The 5,483-nt window shown below is 35.7% G+C and carries 4 protein-coding genes and 4 pseudogenes; 1 reads left to right on the top strand and 7 read right to left on the bottom strand.

All coding sequences use genetic code 11. The annotated features are described in order from the left end of the window. Positions 1-352: 352 nt before the first annotated feature. The 6 genes and pseudogenes from ACFING_RS09205 to ACFING_RS09180 all read right to left on the bottom strand — a co-directional run bounded on the left by ACFING_RS09205 (position 353) and on the right by ACFING_RS09180 (position 3,281). Positions 353-748 (bottom strand): type II toxin-antitoxin system HicB family antitoxin, encoded by a 396-nt coding sequence (locus ACFING_RS09205; protein WP_375630615.1) that lies wholly within the window; start codon positions 746-748, stop codon positions 353-355. Then, the gene (locus ACFING_RS09200) at positions 745-945 is read right to left on the bottom strand and encodes a type II toxin-antitoxin system HicA family toxin (RefSeq protein ID WP_375612550.1); all 201 of its coding nucleotides are present in this window, start codon (positions 943-945) and stop codon (positions 745-747) included. The genes ACFING_RS09205 and ACFING_RS09200 overlap by 4 nt, the downstream gene beginning before the upstream one ends. Positions 946-1,012: 67 nt before the next feature. Next, a pseudogene (locus ACFING_RS09195) lies at positions 1,013-1,385 on the bottom strand (hypothetical protein). 468 nt (positions 1,386-1,853) lie between these two features. Beyond that, complete coding sequence (locus ACFING_RS09190; protein WP_375630613.1) at positions 1,854-2,294, bottom strand: hypothetical protein; 441 nt, start codon at positions 2,292-2,294, stop codon at positions 1,854-1,856. Between the two features lie 228 nt (positions 2,295-2,522). Further along, entirely contained in the window at positions 2,523-2,768 is a 246-nt protein-coding gene (locus ACFING_RS09185) for a hypothetical protein (RefSeq protein ID WP_375630612.1), read from the bottom strand. Between the two features lie 198 nt (positions 2,769-2,966). Then, a pseudogene (locus tag ACFING_RS09180) lies at positions 2,967-3,281 on the bottom strand (hypothetical protein). Positions 3,282-3,964: 683 nt separating this feature from the next. Between ACFING_RS09180 and ACFING_RS09175 the strand changes: the two are divergent. After that, a pseudogene (locus ACFING_RS09175) lies at positions 3,965-5,094 on the top strand (tyrosine-type recombinase/integrase). Positions 5,095-5,260: 166 nt separating this feature from the next. On the opposite strand, the pseudogene ACFING_RS09170 reads toward ACFING_RS09175, so the two are convergent. Then, a pseudogene (locus tag ACFING_RS09170) lies at positions 5,261-5,480 on the bottom strand (hypothetical protein). Positions 5,481-5,483 lie beyond the last annotated feature (3 nt).

Here is a 5,483-nt window from a genome sequence, read left to right as displayed (position 1 = left end):
TTTTGAATTTTGGACGCAATTCGACCAGTACAGCAGCGTCATTAAATACGATTTTTTACACCATGCCAACAAAAAAATCTATATTTTTTATTTTAAAATAGAATATATAAAATTTTCTAAAACATTTTAGATTTTATAAATTATTGTGAAATTATTATAGGAGGGAAAGGCAATGACAGGTCCAGAAATATTAGATGCCATGTATATAATATCAATGATAGTTATATCCCTCTTAACTATAGCGTTTTGTTTGCCTGCCGCCTTTTGATTTTCATTAATAGTTTGCGGATCATATGCAATTACACGCTTTTGTAAAAAAATCGAGAGTGAGAAATTTTTCCAGATTGATGAGCTAAATATTAAGCTCGTGACGGGCTGCTGTTGCCAAAAAAGCAGATCTTGTTAAACCTCTCTTTTGTGCACAATTATCAATTGCACGTAAAAGCCCTCGTTCAATTGATATATTTGTGCGTATGACTTCTGAATCATTTTCAATAAAAGGAACTTGTATTAAAAAAGCTCCTTCTGACAAAGCTGTTTTGACAGATTTCCGTTGTATGACTTCTTCAAATTTTGAAGGAATAGGCACTTTATCTATATCTTCACAATAAAGTTGGAGTGCTTCTGTTGCATTTGCGATTAAATTTTCTTCCTCATCAGCAGCAGAAAAAAGCCCCTCAAAATCAGGAAACTGAACACCAAAAGCAGATTCTTCATCTTTATGAACAAGAGCAAAAAATCTTTTCATTCTTCTTCTCCTTCTTTTAACCAGCCTGCTTGTTGTGCGATAGAACGTGCTGTACCAATCGGAAGATTTTTTTTAGGATGTGGAACGATAACAACCTTATCATCTTTTTTAAATTTATGATGAGAACCTTTCACTTTGATAAGTTCAAAGCCATCACGCTTTAATTTTGCAATGATTTTTCGGCTATCTTGTTCCATTACCTAAACTCAAAATGTGTATATATATACACATTTTAATGATTTTTCATCTGATGTCAATTCTTTTTTAATGGCTAAAATGCTTATGAAGCGCATTTAGAGCAATACGCAATATACTCTGAATAAAGTCAATATTTTTTATCTCTCTGTTGATCTCGTCTATAAGAGGTTCGTAATTGAGAATGCTTTTCGGAATATCACCACCGTAAACCCATGCTTTTACTTGCGCTTTGGTACTAAAATCCGCATTCTTAGGTGTTTTGTAATACTGATCACCATCAAACTTTTCACACTCTCTTGTACCGTCTTCGTATTCGTAGAGGTTGTAAAAATACTCCTCTGTCCCATCCCCCATGGGACATACCCACTGCCGTTGCAACAAACCTCTTTCGCATGGGTTGTTTACGGTTTTTTAAGAATAGATGTTTTAAAATGAACATGCTTTAATCCTAATTTTACAAATTTGTCTATTTGCCTCAAATTTGACCGTACAGAGCGTTTTATATGATAGGTTTTTTATCATAAAATCTTTAAATCACTCTGTACGGTGCCATTTTGTCGATTTAAATGCACATCCAATCACAAAACGATTAGAAATTTTCACTAGTTTGCTAACCTGCAATGTTTTTCACTTGCTTTTCAACCAACGTGAGTGGTCTTGAATTCTCTCTCATTGCCTTTTCTTTCAGCCTTTTTTCACGGGTGTTCAAAACAGCCTAGTGTACAAGATTGGTTTTTGTCAAAAGACTATTTTCCAAATCACGACATAATTTTACTAACTCACGAGTGCTTGGAAAAACGTATCCGATAAACCTTCTACCTCATCGCATAAAATCCGTTTAACCGTTTTTATGAGTGACTACGCAGAAACACTTTCCAAAACCATTCCATAGGTAAGCGCCATACCTTCATGATCTGTCTGTTGCGAAATTTTTAAACCACACCGAAAGCATCCGAATTGCCTTGGCTATGTCCTCTTTACTCACTTTTATTGAAAACAATTCGTGAAGTTGATCACACGCTTCTAAGGCAATCGCTTCCTGCTGTTGTGTCAATGCTTGCCACTTTTCAAAACTAAAGGAAACTCCGGAGTTATCATCTCGTGAATGTGTTTCAAAGTGACCTCGAGGCCCGATATCAAGGATACTGTCTGAGATGCGTTCATCTACACTTTTTTGCCTTTGAGAGTGATTTCCATAGTTTTTTCCGTTCTCTAAATCCTCGATAGCTTTTTGCACCCAGTTGCGCCACATTGCTTTCCAATCCGTTTTGCGTGCATCTTTGCCTGTTCTAGCTTTCCAATAATCTCGAAATTTTGCCATTTCGGCTTTGACACGCTCTGGAGGCAATCCCTCTTCGATTGCGAAATCATAAACAGGTTCGAAATCATCAGGGGTACGACAGCCACTGTCATTTCTAACCCGTTTAGCTTTTTTCGTAATGTTCTCTTGCTCGTGAATGGAAGGTTGGTTTTCTACACCCGTTTCGATTTGCTCTGATGTGGTCTCAACAGCAGCAACCTATGTTGGTTCGTCAACCTGTTCGTTTGTTTCTAAATTTTCAGAAGCAGTTTTTTGCTAAAATGATAGTTTTAGTTTATATATATTCTTATTCTGGTTCTTTATAGCTTGATTTTGCTGAGCGTTTGCTTCAGCAAAATCATTAAAATGTTTTTTATAGCGTTTTTTATTGTACACCTTTTTTCCAGCCTCACTATGAATTTGCGATATGTGCACTTTTTTATCAGTAAAATCTTTTAGCTCTTCTTCAATGCGCGTATTCGACAAACCATTATCTTTCTCAAGAAGTTTATCATTCTTCATGAGATATTCGACAATAGTTGCAAACTTTTTTGCGAGCAATTGCAAGCGCGGGCAAGCATTTCAAAATCTGTTTTAATTGGTGCTTTTTTGTCATATATGCGAATGAAAAGCGTTATATAAATGCCCCTTTGTTCTCATGTCATTCCATCTATCTCACTGTTCCAGTCATTCAAAAGGAATCTTATCCATGGCATTGCATTAGACATGCGCATTCCCTTCTTTAACTAAATATAAAATTGCTAAAGCATTTGCTTCGTTGTCATCTTTTGGATTGTATTCTTTTGCACACACCGTCTTAATCATCTCTTCTTGTGAGACATTGACTTTATCTGTTGTGATCTTCATTTTTGTAAGCCATTGCTGAAAACGCAAATAGCGCCTACTATCGCCTTTAAAACGAAAAAATTCAAAATTGACAAGTGTCACTTGTTATACTGCTGTCTACACGAGAAATCGCCCTGCCTGTCTTAGATCTAGATCAAGGCAGAGAACGGTTTGTGTATTGATGATCATCTTCCCCCATGAAGGCTGTTGCGTATTTATATATGCGCTATGACAGAGCGTGTTGTGATTGCCTGTCTTGAAAAAATGGTCGTGAGAAAGTACTTGAAACTACTTTTGGGCCAATTTTTTACTGCCATTCGAGGAAAAATAATCTTAGAAGCAGTTGATTTTCGAATTAACTCTTCTTGTTTTTGAATCACATCTTTTTGTGCACGTATTATTTCAGCTTCTTTATCTATTATTTTGTCTTTTGCATCTATCTCTTTTCTGAGCTTTTGCGTCGTTTTACAAGAGTCATGAAGAGTATAAGCCAATCCCAAATTAGCAATATTGATTGCCTCTCCATCCTATAAAGACGAGGAGGAGGTCAAAGTGCTAAAAAGGTACCTCAAAAAGCAGCAATGATTCGTATTTTAGTACCACCGCGGTGCCGTCTTATAGCGTTATAATAAAGTTACGAAAGGTGGTTTAGAAGGTGCTTTAATTTTTTTTGATTTTTAATAAATCATTGGAAAATAAGAGAGATTAAGATAATCTGGTGCGGACGGCGTGCACGTTTGTGCAACAATTTTTTCTTCCCTTAGAACTCTCTACAATATCACCTGATAGCACAGTTTATCTTTTTTCTGTTTAATAACTAATTGTTTTTATTTATTTATTAAATTGCCTTTTATATATAATCTTGGTACCAGATGAAAGTGCTCCAAGTGCAATTCAAAAGGTGGTTTTTAAAAGGTGGTTCGGAAGAACGTGATAGACCGTCTATCTTATCTGTAAAAAATCTATCTAAAGGAAAATATGCTGACAGAGCTGGTTTATGGCTTATCAAAACTACACCAGATCAAGGATGATGGGTTTTTAGGTTTGACCTCAATAAAAGACGACGAGAAATGGGATTAGGCTCTTGTCGCAATGTATCTTTAAAAGAAGCACTGTTCAAAGCTTTAGCTTATCGTGATCTTTTAGATCAAAGAATAGACCCGATTCGCCGAAAACAAAAAGAAAATTTGCGTCGGGCAGGGGGGATTTCTTTACGAGAAATTGCCTCTAGTGCTTTTGAAACCAAAAAAACGAATTGAAAAATGAAGGAAAAGCAGCAAGCTGGTTAACACCTCTTGAGTTACATGTTTTTCCTAAACTTGATGATACGCCAATCATTGAACTGACGCAAATTGATATAAAAGGATGCATTTTTCCTATTTGGAAAACAAAAAACGAAACAGCAAGTAAAGCTCTATCCCGCTTGAATATAGCTATAAAACATGCGGTGGCACTTGGTATAGATGTGGATATGCAATTAAAAGCAAAAGCTTTATTAGAAAAGTTTATTCAAAATACCCAAAATATTCCAGCTATGCCATGGAAAGAAATGCCTAAGTTTTTTCAATCTTAAAATGATGAGCTTGTATCACATCTAGCTTTAAAACTTCTTATTTTGACGGTTTTTTTTATACCAATCAGGCATATTCAGAGATTTATGGATCAATATGGATTATCCCAAAAGAAAATATGAAGAGAATTGTTGGAAAGGTTTCTGATTTTCATGTGCCGCTTACAGCTGAAGCGCTTGCTGTTATTGAAAAAGCAAAAAAATGGTTTTTTATTTGTTGAGAGTTTTGGAAAGCCTATATCTGATGTAGCACTTTCTAAATTCATGAAAAACAAAGGTTTTAATTATAGACTTCATGGTTTCAGATCGATTCTGCGGGACTGTATAGCAGAGACAACGTCAACACCATTTGAAATTGCAGAATCTGTTCTTGCGTATTCAGTTGGGAATTCAGTGACAAAGGCTTACATGCGGACGGATTTTTTAGAATAGCGCCGTGTTCTCTCAGAACAATGGGCGTCTTTTATATCTGGAGAGGCTTGATAATTGTTATGTCTATTGTCGCGTCAGGTATCTAAGAAACATTTAAGCGATTAGCGGATAGATTACGATATAATCTCTCTTTCCTCGCTTTAAAAGCGGGGAGGGGGTAAAGCTTTCAGTTTTTGGTTAGCCACTGTTTTATAATGTGCAAAGATATTGTCTATCGCATCCATAAGGCGTGCAAAATCAAGGATAAGCAAAAAAAGAAAAAATGCTATCCACTTCATCAAACGAGACATCATTTTCACACTTTGATAGGTAATGATCATTTCTTGAAGCATTTCTTTTTCTGATTCTGTAAGCTCTGTGTGTTTTTTGGATTTTTTTCTAACCATGTT

It is taken from the genome of Bartonella sp. AP150HLJHH (assembly GCF_042196385.1).
Classification (GTDB): Bacteria; Pseudomonadota; Alphaproteobacteria; order Rhizobiales; family Rhizobiaceae; genus Bartonella.
Note: the sequence above shows the minus strand (reverse complement) of the source record. Positions and strands in the feature narration are given on the sequence as shown.